At 74.9% G+C, this 19,314-nt stretch carries 18 protein-coding genes, 1 tRNA gene and 1 other RNA gene; 6 read left to right on the forward strand and 14 right to left on the reverse strand.

The features are described 5' to 3' along the window. Positions 1-36 precede the first annotated feature (36 nt). Both ACFU9A_RS18625 and ACFU9A_RS18630 read right to left on the reverse strand, forming a co-directional pair. On the reverse strand, positions 37-882 hold the full coding sequence (locus tag ACFU9A_RS18625) for an ABC transporter permease (RefSeq protein WP_430576779.1): 846 nt from the start codon (positions 880-882) through the stop codon (positions 37-39). Further along, positions 879-1,853: an ABC transporter ATP-binding protein gene (locus ACFU9A_RS18630; RefSeq protein WP_430576780.1), complete on the reverse strand. Its 975-nt coding sequence runs from the start codon at positions 1,851-1,853 to the stop codon at positions 879-881. Before ACFU9A_RS18630 ends, ACFU9A_RS18625 begins: the two co-directional genes overlap by 4 nt. 122 nt (positions 1,854-1,975) lie before the next feature. On the opposite strand from ACFU9A_RS18630, the gene ACFU9A_RS18635 reads away from it, so the two are divergent. Continuing rightward, the gene (locus ACFU9A_RS18635; protein ID WP_430576781.1) at positions 1,976-2,494 is read left to right on the forward strand and encodes an NUDIX hydrolase; all 519 of its coding nucleotides are present in this window, start codon (positions 1,976-1,978) and stop codon (positions 2,492-2,494) included. Between the two features lie 36 nt (positions 2,495-2,530). Here the strand turns inward: ACFU9A_RS18635 and ACFU9A_RS18640 are convergent, their stop codons facing one another. Genes ACFU9A_RS18640 through ACFU9A_RS18655 form a run of 4 tightly spaced genes read right to left on the reverse strand, consistent with a single transcriptional unit; the run spans position 2,531 to position 7,042 of the window. After that, positions 2,531-2,956 (reverse strand): VOC family protein, encoded by a 426-nt coding sequence (locus ACFU9A_RS18640; protein WP_430576782.1) that lies wholly within the window; start codon positions 2,954-2,956, stop codon positions 2,531-2,533. 10 nt (positions 2,957-2,966) lie between these two features. Beyond that, complete coding sequence (locus ACFU9A_RS18645) at positions 2,967-3,458, reverse strand: NUDIX domain-containing protein (protein WP_430576783.1); 492 nt, start codon at positions 3,456-3,458, stop codon at positions 2,967-2,969. A 1-nt stretch (position 3,459) separates the two neighbouring features. Continuing rightward, a complete protein-coding gene (locus tag ACFU9A_RS18650; protein WP_430576784.1) occupies positions 3,460-6,120 on the reverse strand; it encodes a DNA polymerase III subunit gamma and tau in 2,661 nt (886 codons plus the stop codon). A gap of 10 nt (positions 6,121-6,130) precedes the next feature. Beyond that, positions 6,131-7,042, reverse strand: coding sequence for a LysR family transcriptional regulator (locus tag ACFU9A_RS18655; RefSeq protein WP_430576785.1), 912 nt, complete (start codon positions 7,040-7,042; stop codon positions 6,131-6,133). 80 nt (positions 7,043-7,122) lie between these two features. Here ACFU9A_RS18655 and ACFU9A_RS18660 point away from each other — a divergent pair, with 80 nt between their 5' ends. After that, on the forward strand, positions 7,123-8,094 hold the full coding sequence (locus ACFU9A_RS18660; RefSeq protein WP_430576786.1) for an EamA family transporter: 972 nt from the start codon (positions 7,123-7,125) through the stop codon (positions 8,092-8,094). Here ACFU9A_RS18660 and ACFU9A_RS18665 read toward each other — a convergent pair. The 4 genes from ACFU9A_RS18665 to ffs form a co-directional block, all read right to left on the reverse strand. Beyond that, entirely contained in the window at positions 8,033-8,695 is a 663-nt protein-coding gene (locus ACFU9A_RS18665) for a methionine ABC transporter permease (protein WP_430576787.1), read from the reverse strand. The genes ACFU9A_RS18660 and ACFU9A_RS18665 overlap by 62 nt on opposite strands. After that, entirely contained in the window at positions 8,692-9,960 is a 1,269-nt protein-coding gene (locus ACFU9A_RS18670; protein WP_430576788.1) for a methionine ABC transporter ATP-binding protein, read from the reverse strand. The genes ACFU9A_RS18665 and ACFU9A_RS18670 overlap by 4 nt, the downstream gene beginning before the upstream one ends. Before the next feature lie 57 nt (positions 9,961-10,017). Then, the gene (locus ACFU9A_RS18675) at positions 10,018-10,926 is read right to left on the reverse strand and encodes a MetQ/NlpA family ABC transporter substrate-binding protein (RefSeq protein WP_430576789.1); all 909 of its coding nucleotides are present in this window, start codon (positions 10,924-10,926) and stop codon (positions 10,018-10,020) included. Between the two features lie 417 nt (positions 10,927-11,343). After that, positions 11,344-11,440: signal recognition particle sRNA small type (gene ffs / locus ACFU9A_RS18680), an RNA gene on the reverse strand. 154 nt (positions 11,441-11,594) lie between these two features. Between ffs and ACFU9A_RS18685 the strand changes: the two genes are divergently transcribed. From ACFU9A_RS18685 to ACFU9A_RS18700, 4 genes are all read left to right on the forward strand, one after another. Beyond that, positions 11,595-11,679 (forward strand) — tRNA-Ser (locus ACFU9A_RS18685). A 164-nt stretch (positions 11,680-11,843) separates the two neighbouring features. Beyond that, positions 11,844-12,605, forward strand: a complete 762-nt coding sequence (locus ACFU9A_RS18690; protein WP_430576790.1) for a class I SAM-dependent methyltransferase — start codon at positions 11,844-11,846, stop codon at positions 12,603-12,605. A 131-nt stretch (positions 12,606-12,736) separates the two neighbouring features. After that, complete coding sequence (locus ACFU9A_RS18695) at positions 12,737-13,033, forward strand: type II toxin-antitoxin system VapB family antitoxin (protein ID WP_380320948.1); 297 nt, start codon at positions 12,737-12,739, stop codon at positions 13,031-13,033. Between the two features lie 60 nt (positions 13,034-13,093). Then, entirely contained in the window at positions 13,094-13,738 is a 645-nt protein-coding gene (locus ACFU9A_RS18700) for a LytR C-terminal domain-containing protein (RefSeq protein WP_430576791.1), read from the forward strand. A gap of 32 nt (positions 13,739-13,770) precedes the next feature. On the opposite strand, the gene ACFU9A_RS18705 is transcribed toward ACFU9A_RS18700, so the two are convergent. From ACFU9A_RS18705 to ACFU9A_RS18720, 4 genes are all read right to left on the reverse strand, one after another. Then, entirely contained in the window at positions 13,771-15,075 is a 1,305-nt protein-coding gene (locus ACFU9A_RS18705; RefSeq protein WP_430576792.1) for a uracil-xanthine permease family protein, read from the reverse strand. A 133-nt stretch (positions 15,076-15,208) separates the two neighbouring features. Further along, positions 15,209-17,914: a Tat pathway signal sequence domain protein gene (locus tag ACFU9A_RS18710; protein WP_430576793.1), complete on the reverse strand. Its 2,706-nt coding sequence runs from the start codon at positions 17,912-17,914 to the stop codon at positions 15,209-15,211. After that, positions 17,911-18,612 carry a DUF1961 family protein gene (locus tag ACFU9A_RS18715; RefSeq protein WP_430576794.1) on the reverse strand — a complete coding sequence of 234 codons (702 nt, stop codon included), beginning with the start codon at positions 18,610-18,612 and terminating at the stop codon, positions 17,911-17,913. Before ACFU9A_RS18715 ends, ACFU9A_RS18710 begins: the two co-directional genes overlap by 4 nt. After that, complete coding sequence (locus ACFU9A_RS18720; RefSeq protein ID WP_430576795.1) at positions 18,609-19,313, reverse strand: rhamnogalacturonan acetylesterase; 705 nt, start codon at positions 19,311-19,313, stop codon at positions 18,609-18,611. Before ACFU9A_RS18720 ends, ACFU9A_RS18715 begins: the two co-directional genes overlap by 4 nt. Position 19,314 lies beyond the last annotated feature (1 nt).

Raw genomic sequence — 19,314 nt, forward strand, 5'->3', positions numbered from 1 at the left:
GTGCCAGCCTGCCACGCCACCGGCGGCGCGGTCCGGTCACCGGCGCGGCTCCCACCGCATCCAGCGGCGGGCGGCGAGGAGGCCCAGCGCGGTCCACACCACGAGCACCACCACGGACCCCCGCCCGGCGGCGACGGTCTCGCCGAACGTGGTCAGCACCTGGCCGTCGGCGTCGACGCCGGCCAGGCCGAGGGACATGAGGTCGGTGATGGGGCGCAGCGGCGTGTAGGCGCCGACCGTGTCGATCACGCCCGCGACGCCGTCCGACGCGCCCCGGCCGAACAGGCCGGCGAACGGGAGCGCGACGATCAGGAGCGGCAGGGTCGTGAGCTGCGCCGACTCGACGGTCCGGGACAGGCCGGAGGTCGCGGCCGCGAGCGCCGTCAGCATCAGGGCGCCGCCGACCACCGCGATCACCGCGAGCAGCGGGTTGACGAAGGAGGGCGGGTCGAGGAGCACGGACACCGCCACGACGCCGAGCACCACCTGCGCCAGGGCCACGACGACCGCCGGCGTGGCGGCGCCCGCGAGGATCTCCACCCGCGAGGACTCCCCCACGAGGTAGCGCTTGAGCACCAGCTCCTCGCGCCGCGCCACGTACGCGACCGTGAGGTTGTAGTAGACGACGAACGTGAGCGCCATCAGCGTCAGGACGTTCAGCAGCATCGTGCCGGCGACGTCGCCCGCGCCGTCGCCGACGCCGCTCATCGCCGTGACCAGCCCCACCGTCAGGAGCGGCAGCGCCAGGGCGTTGAACAGGGCGGTGCGGTTGCGGACGAGCAGCCGGAGCTCGGCGCGGGCGAGCGCCCCGACGCGCCGCAGGTTGATCCGGGGCTCCGCCTTCCTCGCGGCGGGACGGGTCGTCGTGGTCGTGGTGGTCATGCCGCCACCTCCCTGTCGGTGCTGTCGGTGCTGTCGGTGCTGGTGCGGTCGTCCATGGCGAGGAACGCCTGCTCGAGCGAGGCGGACCGGGCGTCGAGGTCGTCGAGGCGCAGCTGCCGGGCGTCGGCCCACTGCAGCAGCGTGAACAGGTCGTCCTGCAGGGCGGTGGTGCGCAGGCGCACGCGGCCGTTGCGGTCGATCTCGGGGACGTCCACGACGCCCTCGAGCGACGGCAGGTCGGCCACCGTCGGCACCGCGGCGCGGCCTGCCTGGTCGCGCACCACCAGGTCGACCCGGGCAGGCTCGGACGCGACGATGTCGGCCACCGACCCGGTCCGGACCACGCGGCCGGCCTGGAGGATCGCGATGCGGTCCGCGAGCTCCTCGGCCTCCTCGAGGTAGTGGGTGGTGAGCAGCACGGTGGTGCCGGCGTCGAGCAGGCCCTGGACCAGGCGCCAGGTGGCGCGCCGGCTCTCCGGGTCCAGCCCCGTGGTGGGCTCGTCGAGGAACAGCACCTCGGGGTCGCCCATGGTGGCGAGCGCGAGGTCGAGCCGGCGCTTCTCGCCGCCCGACAGGCTCGCGACGCGGACGTCGGCCCGGTGCGTGAGGTCGACGGTGGCCAGGACCTCGTCGACCGGGCGCGGGCGGGACAGCGTGCCGGCCCAGGTGCGCGCGGTCTCCGCCACCGTGAGGTCGCCGGAGAACCCGGCGCTCTGCAGCATGATCCCGAGCGACCCGACGATCTGCCGCCGGTCGCGGTACGGGTCGCGGCCGAGCACGCGGACGGTGCCGCCGTCGGCCGGGGCGAGCCCCTCGACGAGCTCGACGAACGACGTCTTGCCCGCCCCGTTGGTGCCGAGCAGGGCGACGAGCTCACCGCGATGGACGTCGAGGTCGACCCCGCGGACGGCCTCGAAGGTGCCGTACCGGCGGCGTGCCCCGCGGACGTGGACGATGGGTTCCGTGGTCATGGCTCCACCCTCGCGGCGCGGCGTCGTCGCAGGTAGTGCGCGCTGTCACCGGCTTCCGTGACGGGTGCACGGGCGGGGCGTGACATCCGTCATGCCGGCCGCCGCTGCGGCAGGATGCACGCATGGACGAGTCCGCTCCGGAGGTCGTGGCCCTGTACGACGACGAGGGCCGGCCCTGCGGCTCCGCGCCCCGGGACCGGGTGCGCGCGGAGAACCTGCGGCACGCCGCCACGGCGGTCGTGGTGCGCAACGGGGCCGGCGACGTCTACGTGCACCGCCGCACCGACACCAAGGACCTCTACCCGGGCCGGTACGACTTCTGCGCGGGCGGCGTGCTGCGCGCCGGGGAGGACCCGGCGTCCTCGGCCCGGCGGGAGCTGGCCGAGGAGCTGGGCGTCACCGGCGTCGAGCTGCGGCCCCTCGGGGCGGCGGACTACGCCGACGAGCGCACGCGGATGCGCGAGTTCCTCTACGAGTGCACCTACGACGGCCCCGTGACCTGGCAGCCCGAGGAGGTCGCGTGGGGCGCGTGGGTCACGCCCGCCCGGCTGCTCCGGATGCTCGACGAGGTGCCGTTCATGCCCGACTCCGTCGCGAACCTGGCCGGCTGGCTGGACGGCCTCCGCACCTCGTCGAGGTAGTGCGGGGCCCGCGAGGGCGGCGGCCCGTGCGGCGGGTCAGCCGGCGACGAGCTCGACCTCGTAGCCGTCCACGTCCTCGAGGTACGCGGCGCGGTGGTCGGGCCCGCCGGCGAACGGGTGGCGGTCGGGGAAGAGCAGCGCCCAGCCGTGCGCGGGCGCGGCGGCGACGAGGGCGTCGAGCTGCGTCGCGGTGCCGGCGTGGAACGCCAGGTGGTTGAGGCCCGGGCGGAGGCGGTCGTGGTCGGCCGCGGCGAGGGCCGGGCTCTGCTCGACCACCACGTACGCGTCGCCCAGCAGCCACGACCGGCCGTGCTCCCACGACTGGTGGGGGCGGTAGCCGAGCTCGCCGAGCAGCCAGCCCCACGAGCGCTCGGCGCGGGCGAGGTCGGGCACCCACAGCTCGACGTGGTGGATCGCGCCGCGGCGCGGGGACGGTGCCTGGCCGTCGGGGTCGCCGGTCATCGTCTCCCCGTCAGCGCCCGGCGGCGACGTCGGCCATGAGGTCGGCCGACAGCGGCGCCAGCGGGTGCCCGGCGACGGGCGCGGCCGGGTCGACCCAGGCGTGCTCCTCGAGCTCCGCACGCGTCTCGACGACGAAGCCCGCGGGGAGCGCGACCTCGAAGACGTGCGCGTCCACCACGTGGTCGGGCTCGTTGGCCGCGACGGCGGCGCGCCGCCCCAGCGGGCGGACGGCGGCGGGGTCGACGACGAGGCCGATCTCCTCCGCGCACTCCCGCACGAGCGCCGCGACCGGGTCCTCGCCGGGCTCGATCTTGCCTCCCACCTGCATGAACGCCGTGGTGCCGCGCTTGCGCACCAGCAGCGCGCGGCCGTCGGCGCGCACGATGACGGCCGCGACGATGTGCAGCGTCGTGGTGCGGGTCCCGGTCGTCCCGGTCGTCCTGGTCGTCCTGGTCGTCCTGGCCCTGCCGAGGGACGCCGCGGTGCTCGGTTCGCCCGTCATGTCAGGGCTGCTCCGCGATCTCTTCGATGACCTTGCCGTCGAGCATCTTGACCACCAGCTGCACGCCGACCACGCCGGTGGACGTGATGTCGGGGTCGTCGGCGGACGGCTCGTCGTCGGCGAGGCTCGCGCCGGGGGACGGCGTCCACGACGACCGCCCCTCGGCCTGCTGCGCCTCGCGGACGCGACGCTCGGCGGCCTGCCGCGGCGTCTCGCGGGCCGGGGGCCCCGCGGGCGGGGCGGCGACCGGCGGCGCGGTGGGAGCCGGGGCGGGCGGCGTCGGCGCGGGCGGTGCCGTCACCGTCGCGACCGGCCGGCCGGCCGGAGCCTCGGCCGGCTCGTCGAGCGGCGGCTCGGGGTCGCCGTCGGGCGGGGGCTCGTGCAGCGAGACGCCGGCGAGCCAGGCGGCGTCGGCGTCGTCGACGGACGCGACCCGACCCGCCGGCGGCTGCGGCTGCCGGGTCCGCTGCGGGGCGTCCTGCGGCGCACGACGAGCGGGTGGCTCGAGGACGGCGACGGCGGCCTCCGGGCGCGACTCGCTCGCCGCGACCGTGGCGGCGGGGTGTCCGCTGCCGGCTGCCGGGCCGCCGGCGGCGGCACCGCCGCCTCCGCCGCCTCCGCCGCGTCCTCCCTCGTCGGGCGCGTCGATGTCGGGCTCGGCGACGTCGGGTTCGGCGGCGACGGGCTCGGCGACGTCAGGCTCCTCGGGGGCATCGCCGCCCGGGTCGGACGAGGCGGGAGAGCTCCCGGCCTCCCGAGGACGCCGGCCGGCCTCCTTCTCGACGATCTCGACCCGCACCGCGACACCGAGCGCCTGGTAGACGGCGTCCGAGATGGTCTCCGGTCGTCCGCGGCGGGCCAGCCCGACGACGGCCGACGCGAACCCGAGGCGCAGCACGTCGCCCTCGAGGGTCATCACCTCGGCGTTCTCGCCGAGGAACGCGGCGGCCTGCGGGCTCTGGATGGCGCCCAGGACCTCGCGCCAGCGCCGCCGGACCACCTCGGACGTGACGTCGCCCGCGGGAGCGGACGGCGCGGACTCCGGCCCGGTGGGCCGGACGTCCTCGACAGGCTCGACCAGCTCGGGCTCGACCGGCTCGGGCTCTGCCGCGCGCTCGGGCTCAGGCTCTGCCGCACGCTCAGGCTCAGGCTCAGGCTCGGGCTCTGCCGCACGCTCGGGCTCGGGCTCGACCGGCTCGGGCTCTGCCACACGCTCAGGCTCAGGCTCTGCCGCGGGCTCGGGCTCGGCGACACGCTCGGGCTCGGGCGCTGCTGCAGGCTCTGCTGCGTGCTCGGCCTCCGGCTCGGCGACCGGACGGCGGCTCGCCTGCAGGGCGGCCCGTGCGGCAGCGGCGCCGCTCAGCCCTCCTCCGCCGCCCCCGGACGCCGACGGTGCGGGCGTCGACAGCGGTGCGGGCGACGAGGGCGGTGCGGGCGTCGACGGGGCGTCGGACTCAGCGGGCGGACCGGCCGGCGCAGCCGTGCCGGCCGCGATCCTGCCGCGCTCGAGGCGGTCGATGCGGGCCGCGAGGCCCTCCGCACCGTCGTCGGCACCCGGCAGCAGCAGGCGCGCGCACAGCAGCTCCAGGTGCAGCCGCGGCGAGGTGGCGCCGGTCATCTCGGTGAGCGCGGCGTTGACGAGGTCGGCCGCACGCGACAGCTCGGACACGCCGAGGCGGCCCGCCTGGGTCCGCATGCGCTCGAGCTGGTCGGCCGGCAGGCCGCGCAGCACGGCCTCGGCGGCGTCGCCGGAGACCGCGATGACGATGAGGTCGCGCAGCCGCTCCAGCACGTCCTCCACGAAGCGCCGGGGCTCGTGCCCGGTGGCGATCACCTGGTCGACGACGCGGAAGATCGACGCGCCGTCGCCCGCCGCGAGGGCGTCGACGACGTCGTCGAGCAGCGTGGCGTGCGTGAAGCCGAGCAGGCCGACCGCGGTGTCGTACTCGACGACGCCGCCGGTGGCGCCCGCGATGAGCTGGTCGAGCACGGACAGGCTGTCGCGCACGGACCCGCCGCCCGCGCGGGTGACCAGCGGCACGACGCCGCCGCCGAGCTCGATCCCCTCGGCGGCGGTCAGCTGCTCGAGGTACGGGCCGAGCACGTCCGGCGGCACCAGCCGGAACGGGTAGTGGTGCGTGCGCGAGCGGATGGTGCCGATCACCTTGTCCGGCTCCGTCGTCGCGAACACGAACTTCACGTGGGGCGGCGGCTCCTCGACGATCTTGAGCAGGGCGTTGAAGCCCTGCGGCGTCACCATGTGCGCCTCGTCGAGGATGAAGATCTTGTACCGGTCGCGGGCGGGCGCGAACGTGGCGCGCTCGCGCAGGTCGCGGGCGTCGTCGACGCCGTTGTGGCTGGCCGCGTCGATCTCGACGACGTCGAGCGAGCCGGGGCCGCCGCGCGCCAGCTCCACGCACGACGGGCACTCGCCGCACGGGGTGTCGATCGGGGTGTCCGGGGTGTTGCGCGCGCAGTTCAGCGTGCGCGCCAGGATGCGCGCCGACGTCGTCTTACCGCAGCCGCGCGGCCCGGAGAAGAGGTAGGCGTGGTTGACGCGCCCGCTGCGCAGCGCCTGCATGAGCGGTGCGGTGACGTGCTCCTGGCCGATCACCTCGGCGAACGTCTCGGGCCGGTAGCGGCGGTACAGGGCGGTGGTCACCCCGCCAACCCTAGACGCCCCGACCGACACCGACGAGGCCGTCCGGGGTGGCGTCGGACTCGTCCACCAGCCGGACGAACGCCTCCGCCGCCGGGCTCGGGTTGAGGCTGCTCCAGGCGAGGTGCTGCACCCGCGACGGCCCCCGCGTCACCCGCAGCACCACGACGTCCTCCCGGCCCGCGACCAGCGCCTCGGGCAGCAGGGCGACCGCCAGGCCCTCCCGCACGAGGCCGAGGAGCAGGTCGGTCACCATCCCCTCGTACGCGACCTCGCGCCGCAGGCCCGCGGCCACGAAGGCCCGGTCGCTCTGCGCGCGCCCGGGCGTGCCCGTGGGGAAGTCCGCAAAAACCTCGTCGGCCAGCCGGGCGAGGTCGACGCGGGAGCGGCCGTGCAGCGGGTGGTCAAGGCCGACGACGGCGACGTGCCGCTCGCGCGCGAGCTCGCGGTGCCTCACCCCGGCCGGGACGCCGTCGTCGGGCAGCCCGAGGACGGCCACGTCGAGCTCCCCCGCGCGCAGGGCGGCGACGAGCTCGTCGCTGCCCGCCATCCGCAGCGACGCGCCCACCCGCGGGTGGGCGGCGCGCAGGCGGCGGAGCACGGCCGGCACGTCGAGGGCGGTCACCGTCGGGATGACGCCGAGCCGCAGCGTGCCGCGCACCTCGCCGGCGGCGGCCGCGGCGTCGGCGGCCGCCCGTTCGGCGGACTCCAGCGCGACCCGGGCGGCCGGGAGGAAGGCCTCCCCCGCCGCGGTGATCTCGACCCGCCGGCTCGTCCGCGCGAACAGCCGGACGCCGAGCTCCCGCTCGAGCGCCGCGACCTGGTGGCTCAGCGCGGACTGCACGACGAAGCACCGTCCCGCCGCCCGGGTGAAGCTCCCGGTCTCCGCGACCGCCACGACGTACCGCATCTGCTGCAGCTCCATCGATCTATCGTGAATCACGATCGATGCGGTGACAAGCATGTGTTGGACTCATCGACACTGGCGGCCGGACAGTGGTGCCCATGACCACGACCACCCGCCCGCCCGCCGCCGTCGGGGCCCCTGCCCCGGAACGCGGCGGCACCGCCGCCCGCACGCTGCGCACGGCGCTCGCCCCCGTCGTCTGGGGCACCACGTACCTGGTGACCACCGAGCTGCTGCCGCCGGACCACCCCCTGTTCGCCGCGGCCGCGCGCGCCCTGCCCGCCGGGCTGCTCGCGCTCGCGCTGAGCCGCACCCTGCCGCGGGGCTCGTGGTGGTGGCGCGCCGCCGTCCTCGGCGTCCTCAACATCGGCGCCTTCTTCCCCCTGCTGTTCGTGGCGGCGGAGAGGCTCCCGGGCGGCGTCGCCGCCACCCTCGGCGCGACGCAGCCGATCCTCGTCGCCGTGCTCGCCGTCGCCGTGCTCGGCGAGCGCTGGTCACGGTGGCGCCTGGCCTGGGGCGGCGTCGGGGTGCTCGGCGTCGGGCTGGTGGTGCTCGGGCCGGACGCCGTGCTCGACCCCGTGGGCCTCGCAGCCGGGCTGGCCGGCGCCGCGGTCATGGCGTTCGGCGTCACCCTGACGAAGCGGTGGGGACGACCGGAGGGCGTGGGGCCCATGGCCTTCGCGGGCTGGCAGCTCACCGCGGGCGGCCTCGCGCTGGCCCCGCTGGCGCTCCTCGAGGGCGTCCCCGCGCAGGTCGACGCGGGCGCGCTGGCCGGCTACCTCTGGCTCGGGCTCGCGGGCGGGCTGGTCGGGTACACGCTCTGGTTCGCGGGCATCCGCGCCCTGCCCGTCACGGCGACGGCGCTGCTGGGGCTGCTGTCGCCTCTGACGGCCGCGGCGCTCGGCGCCCTCGTGCTCGGCGAGACGCTGAGCCCGCTGCAGCTCGCCGGGTTCGCGCTGGCGCTCCTGGCGCTCGTCGCGGGACAGCTCGCGCCCCGCCGCGCCGCGATCAGCGGTGCAGCACCCTCCGCGCCAGCAGGTTCCCCAGCCACTGCACCACCTGCACGATGACGATGATCACGGCGACGGTGACCACCACGACCGCCCAGTTGTAGCGCTGGTAGCCGTACCGCAGCGCGAAGTCACCCAGACCGCCGCCGCCGATGAGCCCGGCGATGGCGGACATGTCGAGCACCGCGATGAACAGGAACGTGTAGCCCAGGATCAGCGGCGCGAGGGCCTCGGGGACCAGCACCGTGGTGATGATCCGCCACGACGACGCCCCCATCGCCCGCGCGGCCTCCACGACGCCCGGGTCGATGCCCACCAGGTTCTGCTCGACGATGCGCGACGTGCCGAACGCCGTCATCACCGACAGCGGGAAGATGAACGCCTCCGTGCCCAGCGTCGTGCCCACGACCTGCAACGTCACCGGCCCGAGCAGGGTCACGAAGATGATGAACGGGATGGGCCGCACGATGTTGACGAGCACGTTGAGGACGCCGAACACCGCCTTGTTCGCCATGAGGTTGCCCGGCCGCGTCACGTAGAGCGCGAGCCCCAGCGCCAGGCCCGCGAGTCCGCCGGTGAGCAGCGCGATGCTGACCATCTGCAGCGTCTGGCCGAACGCCTCCCACAGGAGGGGCCACAGGGTGGACCAGTCCTTGTTCATGAGCGTCCTCCCAGGTTGCCGAAGAAGCCGTGGCGGGTGACGGCGTCACGAGCCTCGCGATACGGGTCGCCGAGCTCGTCACCCTCGTCGGGCGCAGGGGTGTCGGCCTGCGGGCCGCGGTCGGCGCGGATCGCGCGCGGGTCGTCGACGGGGTTCGCGGCGGTGCCGAGGTCGACGACGTCGGCCTGCGCGCGCAGCGCGGCGAGGAAGGCGGCGAGGCGGTCGGCGGGGGCGACGAGCTCGACGGTGAGCGACCCGAACGGCCGCTCCCCCACCTCGCTGATGCCGCCGAAGACGACGGCGCCGTCCACCTCGTGCTCGCGCAGCAGGCGGAACAGCTCGGTGCCGGTGCTCGCACCCTCGCGGACGCCGACGGTGACGAGGCGGCCGGGGTGGCGCTCGCGCAGCCGGGCGAGCGCGTCGGGCGACGGGCGGTCGTGCATGGCGGTGCCGACGAACCGCTGGGCGGCGTCGGCGCGCGGGGCGGAGAAGACGTCGTAGACGTCGCCCACCTCCACGACCCTGCCGCGCTCCATGACGGCCACGCGGTCGCAGATGGAGCGCACCACCTCCATCTCGTGCGTGATGACGACGATGGTGATGCCGAGCTCGGCGTTGACGCGGCGCAGCAGCGACAGGACGTCGCGGGTGGTCTCGGGGTCGAGGGCCGACGTCGACTCGTCGGCGAGGAGGATGGTCGGGGACGTCGCGAGGGCGCGGGCGATGCCGACGCGCTGCTTCTGCCCGCCGGAGAGCTGGCGCGGGTACGCCCTGGCCTTGTCGGCCAGCCCGACGAACTCGAGCAGCTCGGCGACGCGCGCCGCCCGCTCCTCCTTGGGCCAGCGCGCCACCTTGAGCGGGTAGGCCACGTTGCCCGCGACGGTGCGCGAGGTCAGCAGGTTGAACTGCTGAAAGATCATCCCGATGCGGGCGCGGACGCCCCGCAGCTTCCGCTCGGGGAGCGCGGTGATGTCGGTGCCCTCGACGAGCACCGTGCCGGACGTCACGGTCTCGAGCGCGTTGACGAGTCGCACCAGCGTGGACTTGCCCGCGCCGGAGTACCCGATGACGCCGAAGATCTCGCCGGCCTGCACGGTGAGCGACACGTCGTCCACGGCGTGCACGGCGCGGTCGCCGTCGCCGAACGTCTTCGACACCCCGCGCAGCTCGATCGCCGGCGCGCCGGCCCGGGCCCCGCCCTCGGTCACGGTCTCGCTCACCTGTCCGTCCTCACTGCTCGTCCTGCCCGTCCACGCCCTGCCCATCCTGCCCAGCACGGTGGCCGGGGCGCGCGGTCAGCGCGCCCCGGCCACGACGTCGGGTCAGGAGGCCGCGCGGATGTCGTCCTCGAGGCCGGTGAGGATCTTCTGCAGCTCCTCGGGGGTGTTCTCCTTGATGACGGCCGTGCCGCCGGAGGCCTTCTTCTCGGCCGCGACGACGGCGTCGGAGTGCGAGACCTCCGCGAGCTTCAGCAGGTCGGGGTCGTCGGCGTCCTCGGCGCGGGCCACCCACACGTTGATGTAGGGCTCGGCGGCGGCGGAGTCCGGGTCGTCCTGGAAGAGGGCGTCGTCCGCGGAGAGGCCGGAGTCCTCGAGGAAGTCGTTGTTGACGATCGAGGCGTCCACCGACTGGAGCTGGATCGGCGTCTGCTCGGCGGCGACCGGCGTCACCTTCACCTTGGAGCTGGGCAGCACGTCGGCCTCGGTGGAGACGGCGCTGCCGCCGTCCTTGAGCTCGATGAGGCCGGCCTCCTGGAGCACCAGGAGCGCGCGGGCCAGGTTGGTCGGGTCGTTCGGCACGGCGACCTGACCGCCGGCGGGGATCTGGTCGAGCGAGTCGTGCTTCGACGAGTACAGGCCCAGCGGGTAGACGGCGGTCGCGCCGATCGGCTCCAGGTCGTCGCCGGCGTCGACGTTGTAGCCCGCGAGGAACTGCAGGTGCTGGAACTGGTTCGCGTCGAGCTGACCCTGCGAGAGCGAGGGGTTGGCCTGCGTGTAGTCCTGGAGGTCGACGAGCTCGACGTCGAGGCCCTCGGCCTTCGCCTCCTGGGTGAACACGGCCCACTTGTCGTCGGCGGCACCGACGACGCCGACGCGGAGCTTGCCGTCGCCCTTGGCGTCACCGTCGCCCGAGGCGGCGTCGGTGCCGCTGCCGCAGGCGGACAGCGCGAACGTGGTGGCCGCGGCGATCGCGGTGACGGTGAGGAGACGGTTGCGGGTGCTGCGGGACATGGTGAGTCCTTCCGGGCAGGCGCCAGGTCGGCGCCGAGGAGGCGGGTGGGTGCTGCGGCCACGGCCATCAGCTCGAGGCGGCGAGGTACGGGGCTCCCGGCCGGGCCGGGGGCGGGGCGACGACGGTCGGGTCGTCAGGCGCGAAACCGAGGGGTCGTCAGTCGAGCACGCACATTCGGCCCGCGACGGTCGCGCGGCAGCACATCTCGCCGCGACGGCAGGAGCGCGCGGTCGACGGTGCTGCGGGAGCGATGCGGGGCATGCCGTCAAGGTGACCATCCACGGGGGCCCACCACCAAGCCCATCGACCCGAAATCTCACGGGTCGGACGAAATTCCGTCCACATCGTGGATCTTGTGACCCGCGGCACTCCCGCGGCGTCGCGGGGGCGGATCAGGCCGCCATCGCGGCCGGAAAAGTAAGGACCCCCCGCACACCCACCAGAGCTCACTTACCCTTGCTGCCTTCCGGCCCTGGGGGAGTTCGGCGAGATGGTGCCGCACGAGGGGTCTGCCCGACAGCCTAACCGAGACCCCGCCCCGTCCCGAAACCGGCCCGGGGGCGGCTCCCGGCACGGAGACCACCATCACGTCCGCGCGATTCGGACGCACCCCTGGGTGTCCGCTATCCTGCTGAGGCTGCCGGCGCTCGATGTCGGCTGCGCTCCAGGAGGATTCGCCTAGCGGCCTATGGCGCACGCTTGGAAAGCGTGTTGGGTTCACGCCCTCGGGGGTTCGAATCCCCCATCCTCCGCCTGGACCCGACGGGGCCCGCACCACACGGTGCGGGCCCCGTCGTCGTTGCGCCCCCTCGCCGCGGTCGCCGACCCGGCGGTTCGCCCCGCGGCGTCGCCGCACCGCCCGTACGCCGCCCGTATTTCGATGGCACCCGCCCGGTCGGCACCGGACGATGGGGAGATGGACCGCACGTTCGACGAGCTCGTCGCCGAGGCCGACGCCGCACCCATGGCCGGCTGGGACTTCTCCTGGCTCGAGGGGCGCGCCACGGAGGAGCGCCCGAGCTGGGGCTACTCCCGCCTGCTGCACGAGCGGCTGGGCACGGTCGGCGCGGCACTCGACCTGCAGACCGGCGGCGGCGAGGTGCTCGGCACCGCGCCCGCGCTCCCCCGCCTGCTCGTCGCCACCGAGGGCTGGCCGCCGAACGTCGCCGCCGCGACCGCGCTGCTGCACCCGCGCGGCGTCGCCGTCGTCGCGCACGACGGCGACTCCCCGCTCCCGTTCGGCGACGCGGCGTTCGACCTCGTGACGAGCCGACACCCCGTCGCGCCGCGCTGGGCGGAGATCGCCCGCGTGCTGCGGCCGGGCGGCACGTACCTGGCACAGCACGTGGGGCCGGCGAGCGTCTTCGAGCTGGTCGAGTTCTTCCTCGGCCCGCTGCCGGACGACGTGCGGCGCGGCCGCGACCCCGAGGACGAGGTCGCGGACGCCCGCGCGGCCGGGCTGGAGCTGGTCGACCTGCGGGCCGAGCGGCTGCGGATCGAGTTCCACGACGTCGGCGCCGTCGTGTGGTTCCTCCGCAAGGTGGTGTGGATGGTGCCGGGCTTCACCGTCGAGGCCTACCTGCCGGAGCTTCGCGCGCTGCACGAGCAGATCGAGGCGGAGGGCCCGTTCGTCGCCCACTCGGCGCGCCACCTGCTGGAGCTCCGGCGGCCGGACTGACCGCCGTGGGGCGTCGCCGCAGGCCAGGACGGGTTCCCGAGGGGCCGTCGTGATGGGATCGTGACGACATCGTGTCCGTATCGCGAGGCAACCAGGCCGCCGGTCGCGAGCCCGCCCCTACGATGGCAGCCATGATCTTCAAGGCCGTGGGGGACGGCCGTCCCTACCCCGACCACGGACACGTGACCGCCAAGGACTGGGTGGACGTGCCGCCGCGCCAGGTGCGCCTCGACGAGCTCGTGACCACCAAGCGCACGCTCGACCTCGACCACCTGCTCGCCGAGGACTCGACGTTCTTCGGCGACCTCTTCGCGCACGTCGTCGAGTACCAGGGCGTCCTGTACCTGGAGGACGGTCTGCACCGCGCCGTCCGCGCCGCGCTGCAGCAGCGTCCGGTGCTGCACGCCCGCGTCCTCGTGCTCCGGTGACCGCCCCCGTGACCGCGGTGCGCCCGCGAACGATCCCACGAACTCAGGTAGTTTCTTCGCGTGACATCACCTGCCCCTGACCCGGTCCGCGAGACGCGCCGTAAGCGCGAGCACGAGCGGCAGGCCGTCGTCTTCGGGGTCATCATCGTCTTCATGCTGGTCGCCGGGCTGGCGGCCGTCGCGATGTACACGGGCGCGTTCAGCTCGCCCTTCTCGCGCCCCATCTACACGCCCGTCGCCGAGGCGCCGCAGCCCGAGCCCTGCCTGCCGCAGGTCAAGGGCCAGCCCGACGGCGCGCTCCCCGTGCCGTACTCGAACGTCAAGGTGCGGGTCTACAACGCCGCCGACGGCAGCGAGCCCCTCGCCGGCGCCAACGCCGACGCCCTCTCCGAGCGCGGCTTCGACGTCGTCGCGAGCGGCGACTGGCAGGCCGAGAAGATCCAGCAGTCCGAGGTCCGGTTCGGCAGCAAGGGCATCACGCGGGCGTACACGCTCGCCGCCCAGTACCCCGACGTCCGCCTCGTCCTCGACGACCGCAAGGGCAACACCGTCGACCTCCTCGTCGGCGAGCAGTACAGCCCCCCGTTGAGCCAGGACCGCGTGCTGCTCTCCGCCGACGCCCCCATGGAGGACGTCGAGGGCTGCGTGCCCGCCGACGAGATCACGCCCATCCCCCAGGTGGTCGTCACCAAGAAGAAGGGCTGACCACCCGGGGCCTGAGGGTTCCGTCGGTCGACTCAGTCGACGTGCGCCGGCTCGGGCGTCGAGGCCGGCGACACCGGCTCCTGGCTGGTCCCGCGCCACCGCGCGATGGCCCGCATGCCGTGGTAGATCACCAGCGCGGACGCCGTGCCGAGGGCGATGCCCTTGAAGGTCATGTCGCCGACCGTCCAGGTGAAGTCCGCGATGCCGACGATCAGCGGCACGGCGGCCGTGGTGAGGTTCACCGGGTTGCCGAAGTCCACCTTGGCCTGCACCCAGATGCGCGCGCCGAGGATGCCGATCATGCCGTAGAGCATGGTCGTCGCCCCGCCGAGCACACCGTCCGGGATCGTCGCGATGAGCGCGCCGAACTTGGGGGACAACGACAGCACCAGCGCGGTCACCGCGGCCACCCAGTACGCGGCCGTCGAGTAGACGCGCGTGGCCGCCATGACCCCGATGTTCTCGGCGTACGTCGTGGTGCCGGAGCCGCCGCCGACGCCCGCGAGCGTGGTCGCGACGCCGTCGGCGAACAGCGCCCGGCCCGCGACGCCGTCGAGGTTCTTGCCGGTCATGGCGGCGACCGACTTCACGTGCCCCACGTTCTCCGCGATGAGCACCAGCACCACCGGGATGAACAGGCCGAGCACTGAGACGTCGAACGACGGCGTGACGAAGTGCGGGAAGCCGAGCCAGTCCGCCTTCTTGACGTCCGTGAAGTCGACCTCGCCCTGGAGCAGCGCGGCGACGTAGCCGACCAGCACGCCGACCAGGATCGACAGCCGCCCGAGGATGCCCTTGAACAGCACCGTCACGAGGATGATCGCGGCCAGCGTGATCACGGCGGTGACCGGCGCCTTCTGGAAGTTGCCCCAGGCGGCCGGGGCCAGGTTGAGGCCGATGAGGGCGACGATCGTGCCGGTCACGATCGGCGGCATGACGACGTCGATCCACCGGGCACCGGCGAAGTGCACCAGCAGGCCGACCGCCGCGAGCAGGAGGCCGGTCACGAGGATCCCGCCCACCGCCACCGACTGCCCGTGCGATGCCGTCGCCGCCCCGATCGGGGCGATGAACGCGAAGCTGGACCCCAGGTAGCTGGGCAGCCGGTTCCGCGTGATGAGCAGGAACAGCGCCGTGCCGATCGCCGAGAAGAACAGTGTCGTCGCCGGCGAGAACTCGGTGATGAGCGGCACGATGAACGTGGAGCCGAACATGGCCACCACGTGCTGCATGCCGATGCCGATGGTGCGCGGCCAGCTCAGCCGCTCGTCGGGGGCGACGACGTCGCCGGGTCCGACGTGCTTCCCGTCGCCGTGCTTGGTCCAGCCGAGGCTCATGGTGCTCCGTCCGTCGGGCCCGGAACCGGGCCGCCGTGCTCACCGTGGATGCTCGACAGTGAACGTCCGGTGAAGATTGCCGCCGCACAGCGTACTTGCCGCGGCGCCCCGCACGGCCACCCGGCCGCCGCGGCTACCCCGGCGGGAGGCGGTGGCCGATGAGCGCGAGGTTCTGCAGGGTGGCGAGGCTGCACTGCGCGGCGTCGTTGGTGGACAGGGTGCGGGCCTCGTCGATCGGGACGAGGGTCTCGGGCGGCAGCACCGGCACGGGGTGGAAGGCCTCCTCCCCCATGAACTCGCCGCCGCGGAAGTACGCGCGCCACGCGACGTCGGCCAGGCCGTCGTCGCCCAGGCGCTGCGCGGCGTAGGCCGCGAGGCGGGAGTGCGCCTGCTCGAGGTTCGTGCCCGACGGCGCGACGCCGAGCTCCGCCTCCTGCTCGGCCGGCGTCGCGAGGTAGAGGCGGCAGTACTGCAGCCACGCGTCCCTGAAGCCCGGGGCGTCGACGAGGCCGGCGTCGACCAGCGACACGAGCTCCGAGCAGATCTCCACCAGCCCGAAGACGGCGGACAGGTGCGAGACGGTGACGCGGTCGCGGTCGGTGGCGAAGCGGCCGGTGTCCAGGTCGTACAGGGCCTCGCCGGTGAAGAAGCCGTGCGGCAGCGCGCCGATGTCGGTCATCGTGCCGACCAGGCGGTCACGCGAGCGCTCGTCGCCCGTGACCTCCCAGTCCGCGAGCCAGGTCGCGGCCAGCGCGCTCCAGTCCGTGCCGAGCCCGACGGCGAGCGCGTCCCGCCGCGGGCGGTACGTGGCGGCGTCGGGCCGCACCTTGCGCGTCGGGTCGAGGCCGAGGAACGTCCGGTCGGAGTCGCGCTGGGCCACCATGAGGTCGCGCGTGTGCTCGTCGCCGGTGAGGAAGTAGTGCGGCCGCCGGTACGCGGGCGTCGAGATGCGCAGCTGCTTGGCGCTGCACCCCCAGTGCTGCACGTTGTGGCGGCTGCCCAGGCCCTGCCACGGGCCGGCGTGGTAGACGTCGACGTCGCCCGTGTGCCGGGTCATGCGCTCCGCCAGCCGGAAGACGTCCGCGCGGCCGGTGCGCAGGAACGACGTCCACAGCCACAGGTCCGGCGACAGCTCGGAGTTGTCCCACGCGTAGCCGCCCACGTCGTAGCGCCACACGTGCCGGTCGGGGTCGTACGCGTGCATGACGTCGCCGAAGTTCCAGAAGCCGTACCAGGAGCGCTGGTCCACCTGGCCGACGTAGAAGTCCAGCATCGTGGCGAGGCGGTCCTCGAGCGCCGCCCGCTCCGGCGTGCCGCGGTCCACGAGGTCCCAGTCGCCGAGGACGGCCGCGTCGTGCAGGGCCTCCGGCGTCGGGACGAGCTGGGGCCGGACGGCGGTGGCCGCGGCGAGGCGTGCCAGCGCGCCCGCGTCGGGGGTGGCGGCGTACGCGGTGACGGTGAGCTCGTGCGTGCGGCCGATGCCGTGCGCGTCCCCGAAGCCGGGCTCGTAGTCCTCGTAGGTGATCTCGAGGGCGTCGAGCTGGTCGTCGTACGTGTCCTGGCCGAGGCCGTCGTGGTAGAAGCGCAGGTCCATCGGCGCGGCGTCGGGCGACCAGAGCCACGTGGTCAGGGATCCGAGGTCGGACGTCGCGCCCGCCACGTCGATCCCCGTCGGGTGCGACTGCCAGAACCCGGTGAGCCCGACGGCGATGCCGCCGCCCGTGTCGCCGAGGTAGCCCAGCCCGTCGGACCGCGTGCCCTGCGCGACGTCGATCCACGGCCGGTCGGGCGCCGTGCGCTTCTGCACGGTGAAGCCGTTCGCGGTCGGCTGGCGCAGCGACCACGCGTCCCAGGTCGGCACCCAGCGCAGCCGCTCCGAGACGCGCGGGTCCCACGCGGCGAGCGGCGGCGTCGGGCGACCCGCCACCTGGGCCGCGCGCACCTCGGCGCCCGGGTCCCGGCGCAGCCCGGTGACGCCCTGCACCGCCTCGCGCACCAGGCCGCCGTCCGCCCCCGCGAGGCGCACGTGGCGGTCGTACGGCGCGGACCGCAGGGGCACGTCGAAGCGCAGGCCCAGCGAGGAGAGGAAGTCGCGCTCGGGGTCGCCGTCCCACACGAACGAGTGCACCAGCCGGAACGTCGGGGCCCCGGCCGCGAGCACCAGGCGCAGCGTGAACGGCAGCCAGCCCGCGGCGCCGTCCTCGTGGGCACGGTCGACGTCGCGGTGCAGGCCCGACACGCGCACGACGGCGCGCACGGGGCCCGCCTGCTCGACGACGGCCTCGCGCACCACGCCCACCGACTCCCGGCGCGACCGGTGGTCGGGCTCGGGGCGGTCCTGCCGGGTGGAGACGAGCCGGCCCGCGCGCGCCACCTCGACCGCGGCGTCCCCCGTGCCCGCGCGCACCGACCGCACGACGTGCGGCCCGGAGCGGCCGACCACGACCACGCACGCACCGGTGTCGACCACGACCTCGTCGGCGTGCTCCGTGACGGTCACCCGCGGCCCGCCGGCGGCGGGGGCGTCCGCCGGCCCGGCCACGACGCGGTACGAGGAGCTGGGCGCGACGCCCGCGCCCAGCGCGACGCCGGACCACTTCACGCTGCCGTCGGGCCAGGTCGCGAGCGGCCAGGTCTGGGCGGCGACGGGGCGGCCGTCCGCGTCGACGACGGCGAGCGCGCCGGCGTCGCGCACGACGCCCGGCCGCAGCGGGACGCCGCACGTGACGCCGCCGGAGGCGAGGTCCGGCGCGGCGTCCTCCAGCCAGCGCAGCGGGACGTCGACGGCGGCGCGGGGTCCGTCGGTGGCGGGGGCATCCGTGCTGAGGGCGGTGGTCATGACAGGGGGGTCACCTCGAGGTTGCGGTAGTGGGCCACGAGCGGGGACATCTGCCGGAACCCGATCCGGCCGGCGCCCAGCGGCGCCTCGTCGTGGAAGGTGAAGAGGGTGAGGTCGTCGATCGCGAAGGCGACGTCGGCGCCGCGCCTGGTGACGCGCACGCGGTAGTGGCCGTCCGCGTCGTCGGGGCCGGGGAGCGGGTCCGCACCCTGCGCGACGAGCCGGAACCCCGGGCTCTTGCGCAGGTTGCAGGTGCGGAACCGCTTCTCGGTGGGCCACTTGCGGCGCAGGTACGACACGTGGAGCGTCGAGACGTCGCCCGAGTGGTACTGCGGGTAGTAGCCGGTGCGCGGGGCGAGGGCGGGGTCGAACAGGTCCCGCCCGCCGGTGCCGGTCGCGGCGAGGAACAGCATCGCCAGGCCGTCGCCGGCCAGGGGCCGGAAGTCCCACGCCACCTCGACGTCGGCCGGGAACACCTCCGGGCACCAGAGCGTGAAGTGCGCGTGGTCGCCGCGGCCGTCGGCCACGAGCGCGGCCTCGTCGGCCGTGCTGCGCAGCTCGACGCCGGCCCCGAGCGCGCCGTCCGCGGGGGTGTGGCGGGTGCCGACCGGTCCCTCCGCGACCCAGCCGTCGAGGTCCGCGGGCGACGCGAGCGGGTTGCGGTAGGTGCCCGTGACGGTGGGCGCGGCGGCCGTCACGGCTGCACCACCCACGCGCCCAGCGGCGCCTCGCCGTCGTGCGCGCCGTCGACCGTCGCCAGCGCCTCCGCGACGTACCGCGCGACCGCGCGGGCCCCCGCCGTCGTGTAGTGGGTGTTGTCCTTGGCGAGCGCGTCGTCCACCACCAGCCCGGCCGCGACGGCGGCCCCGTGCGGGAACAGCGCCGCCGACGCCTCGGGCCCGAGCCACGTGTACAGCCAGCGGGTGAACGCCGTCAGCTCGAGGACGGGCACGTCCAGCTCGTGCCCGAGGGCGCGCACGGCCGCCGGGTAGGGCCCGTGCGACCAGCGCAGCCCGCCGGCGTCGTCGAACAGGCGCCGCTCGACGCTCGTGGCCAGCACCGGTCGCGCGCCGTTCGCGCGCGCCTCGCCCACGAACCGCGCCAGCCGCTCGGAGTACCCGCCCTCGGCGGCGAGCTCGTCGGGCTCCTTCTGGTCGTTGTGCCCGAACTGGACCACCACCGTGTCCCCGGGCCGCAGCTCGGCGAGCAGGGCGTCCCAGCGCCCCTCGGCGCGGAAGGACGCCGTCGTCGCGCCGCCGATCGCGTGGTTGCGCACGGGGACGTCGAGCAGGGCGGCGAGCTCGTCGCCCCAGCCCAGCAGCGGGATCTCGGCGTGGCCGGACGTCCGGCCCTCGTCGGTCGGGGCGACGGTCGAGTCGCCCGCGAGGTGGATCGTCATG

Origin of the sequence: Isoptericola sp. NPDC057653, from assembly GCF_042799955.1 — a bacterium.
In the GTDB taxonomy this organism is placed as follows: domain Bacteria; phylum Actinomycetota; class Actinomycetes; order Actinomycetales; family Cellulomonadaceae; genus Isoptericola.